The sequence below is a fragment of the Streptococcus sp. ALY_211 genome (assembly GCF_058314555.1).
Genome location: NZ_JBZFUN010000022.1, coordinates 1 through 2,860 on the forward strand (window position 1 = coordinate 1; position 2,860 = coordinate 2,860).

The window sequence follows — 2,860 nt, forward strand, 5'->3', positions numbered from 1 at the left end:
TAACGCGACTTTTTGGTAGAATAATTAGTGGACATGTTCATCTGCTTTCTATACTGAGTTGGAGGATTCTAGTATATCAGACGAACATGTCTTTTGTGTTGCACTTCATTTTACAACGCGGGATTTAAAGTCATATAACAAAAAGAGAGCAAATTTGCTCTCTTCTTAACTCTATTATTGGTAGATATAATATACTGAACCCCAATATCCAGAAGATGGATTGAAAGTTCCACGATAATTACCAACAGACATATTACCATTGAAATTAGATTCACTAACCTGAATAGCATTAGCATTTTGAACAGAAGTAACGACCGCAACGTGACCATAGCCTCCACCATCACTTGGCCAAACAGCAATAGCACCCTCACGAGGAGTAGAACCTATAGTGTGACCAGCGGCTTGTGCACTAGCACCCCATTGATTAGCATTACCCCAATTATTTCCAACCCATGAAAGTTGAGCCTTAACACCCCAAGTACATTGACCTACAGGATATGTATTTGGACCACTTGCTACGGCAGAACGAACTCGAGCAGCAGGCTTACTTACAGCTGCAGTAGCAGTACTTCTAGCTGGAGCTTGAGTTTGAGACGCAGATTTAGGTTGCTCACCTGCTTGTGAATTAGCAGTAGTTGGTGCTTGACTTGCAGCATCTGATGCTGAAGTTTCAGCAGTAGCAGAATCATCAGTTGATGCTGCTTGTTTATCTTCTTGAACAGACTCAGACTCAGCCACTGATTCTGATTGAGCAACAGCAGCTTCTGAAGCAGCAATAGCTTCAGATTCTGATTGTGATGCTGCAACACTAGCAGCCTCACTCTCAGAAGTAGCTTTTTCAGCAACTAAAGCTTCTTTACTAGCTTGAGCATTAGCAATTTCAGTAGCTAATGCTGCCTGTGCAGCCTCTAAGTTAGCTTGTTGATTAGCAAGTTCAATTTGATTAGCAGCAACAACAGCTTGACTTGCAGAAACCTGATTAATTGCTGCCTGATTTGCAGTTTGCTTAGCCTCAAGAATTGTCTTGTCAGCTTCTTGTTCAGCTAATTGTGCCTGGCTCGCAGAAACAATTTCATGAATAGAAACAACTCGACTAATCGCATCAGAAATAGATTTAGAATTCAAAATAGTATTCACATAATTTGAAGAAGTACTATTTTTCTGAGCATTACGAGCTTGAGATTCAATTGACTCATTCCTAGCAACAATTTTTTCAGACAAACCTTGAATTTGTGATGACAAAGTTCCTGCTTGAGCCTGCAAAGTATCATTTTGTGCTTGGAGTTCAGCTCCTTGACCAGCTAAGATTGACTGTTGCCCCTGAATAAGCAATGATTGGGCACTAGCAGCTTCAGACTGAGCAGATAGATTATTAATAATAGCATCTTGACCGGCAATAGCAGTATCATAGTCATCTGCATTTACATGCGCAGTAGTTGCTAATGCAACCCCACTAAGTAGTACTGTCGATAAAATACGTTTTTTCATACTTGATTATTACTCCCATCTTTATATAAGACCACTCTATTATAGCAAAAAAAAAAGCCTGTTGATTACAGGGGTATTACAATTCATTTAAATACAAATAATTAATATTAAAAGACGGAGAATGGGGGATTCGAACCCCCGCGTCAGTTTCCCGACCTAACGATTTAGCAAACCGTCCTCTTCAGCCTCTTGAGTAATTCTCCAAAATAGTCCGTACGGGATTCGAACCCGTGTTACCGCCGTGAAAAGGCGGTGTCTTAACCCCTTGACCAACGGACCATTATATGGGCACAAGTGGACTCGAACCACCGACCTCACGCTTATCAGGCGTGCGCTCTAACCAGCTGAGCTATGCGCCCAAGCATTACTGCTCAGTATATAATAATCTTTATTATTATAAAAGCGGGTGACGAGAATCGAACTCGCGACAACAGCTTGGAAGGCTGTAGTTTTACCACTAAACTACACCCGCATTTAATAAAAATGGCGCGAGACGGAATCGAACCGCCGACACATGGAGCTTCAATCCATTGCTCTACCAACTGAGCTACCGAGCCAACCTATAATAATTGCGGGAGCAGGATTTGAACCTACGACCTTCGGGTTATGAGCCCGACGAGCTACCTAACTGCTCCATCCCGCGATAAGTAAAGGAGGATGTGGGATTCGAACCCACGCACGCTGTTACACGCCTGACGGTTTTCAAGACCGTTCCCTTCAGCCAGACTTGGGTAATCCTCCAAATATTATAATATGGACCTTGTAGGACTCGAACCTACGACCGCTCGGTTATGAGCCGAGTGCTCTAACCAGTTGAGCTAAAGGTCCAGTATCCATAATATATATAGCGGCGAAGGGGATCGAACCCCCGACCTCCCGGGTATGAACCGGACGCTCTAGCCAGCTGAGCTACACCGCCATATCGGGAAGACAGGATTCGAACCTGCGACCCCTTGGTCCCAAACCAAGTGCTCTACCAAGCTGAGCTACTTCCCGTATATGTATGCACCCTAGAGGAGTCGAACCTCTAACCGCCTGATTCGTAGTCAGGTACTCTATCCAGTTGAGCTAAGGGTGCCCCTTAGAAATGCCGAGAACCGGAATCGAACCGGTACGAAGGTTACCCTTCGCAGGATTTTAAGTCCTGTGCGTCTGCCAGTTCCGCCACCCCGGCCAATCCTCAAGCGAACGACGGGATTCGAACCCGCGACCCCCACCTTGGCAAGGTGATGTTCTACCACTGAACTACGTTCGCAAATGCCGGCTACATGACTTGAACACGCGACCCTCTGATTACAAATCAGATGCTCTACCAACTGAGCTAAGCCGGCCTATTATGATGCGGGTTAAGGGACTTGAACCCCCACGCCGT

At 44.8% G+C, this 2,860-nt stretch carries 1 protein-coding gene and 14 tRNA genes; all 15 read right to left on the reverse strand.

Annotated features, from left to right (window positions below; translation table 11 throughout):
• Window positions 1-174 precede the first annotated feature (174 nt).
• Entirely contained in the window at window positions 175-1,488 is a 1,314-nt protein-coding gene (locus AC4HAJ_RS08670; RefSeq protein WP_491079753.1) for a CHAP domain-containing protein, read from the reverse strand.
• A 115-nt stretch (window positions 1,489-1,603) separates the two neighbouring features.
• Window positions 1,604-1,691: transfer RNA gene (locus tag AC4HAJ_RS08675), tRNA-Ser, on the reverse strand.
• A 4-nt stretch (window positions 1,692-1,695) separates the two neighbouring features.
• A tRNA-Glu gene (locus AC4HAJ_RS08680) sits at window positions 1,696-1,767 on the reverse strand.
• A 6-nt stretch (window positions 1,768-1,773) separates the two neighbouring features.
• A tRNA-Ile gene (locus AC4HAJ_RS08685) sits at window positions 1,774-1,847 on the reverse strand.
• Between the two features lie 42 nt (window positions 1,848-1,889).
• Window positions 1,890-1,960: transfer RNA gene (locus AC4HAJ_RS08690), tRNA-Gly, on the reverse strand.
• Window positions 1,961-1,972: 12 nt separating this feature from the next.
• Window positions 1,973-2,045, reverse strand: a tRNA-Phe gene (locus tag AC4HAJ_RS08695).
• A 12-nt stretch (window positions 2,046-2,057) separates the two neighbouring features.
• Window positions 2,058-2,131: transfer RNA gene (locus AC4HAJ_RS08700), tRNA-Met, on the reverse strand.
• Window positions 2,132-2,139: 8 nt separating this feature from the next.
• Window positions 2,140-2,229, reverse strand: a tRNA-Ser gene (locus AC4HAJ_RS08705).
• Between the two features lie 13 nt (window positions 2,230-2,242).
• A tRNA-Ile gene (locus tag AC4HAJ_RS08710) sits at window positions 2,243-2,316 on the reverse strand.
• Window positions 2,317-2,333: 17 nt separating this feature from the next.
• A tRNA-Met gene (locus AC4HAJ_RS08715) sits at window positions 2,334-2,407 on the reverse strand.
• A 3-nt stretch (window positions 2,408-2,410) separates the two neighbouring features.
• A tRNA-Pro gene (locus AC4HAJ_RS08720) sits at window positions 2,411-2,484 on the reverse strand.
• 8 nt (window positions 2,485-2,492) lie between these two features.
• Window positions 2,493-2,566: transfer RNA gene (locus tag AC4HAJ_RS08725), tRNA-Arg, on the reverse strand.
• Window positions 2,567-2,576: 10 nt separating this feature from the next.
• Window positions 2,577-2,662: transfer RNA gene (locus AC4HAJ_RS08730), tRNA-Leu, on the reverse strand.
• Between the two features lie 9 nt (window positions 2,663-2,671).
• Window positions 2,672-2,743, reverse strand: a tRNA-Gly gene (locus AC4HAJ_RS08735).
• A gap of 3 nt (window positions 2,744-2,746) precedes the next feature.
• Window positions 2,747-2,819: transfer RNA gene (locus AC4HAJ_RS08740), tRNA-Thr, on the reverse strand.
• Window positions 2,820-2,860: the final 41 nt, after the last annotated feature.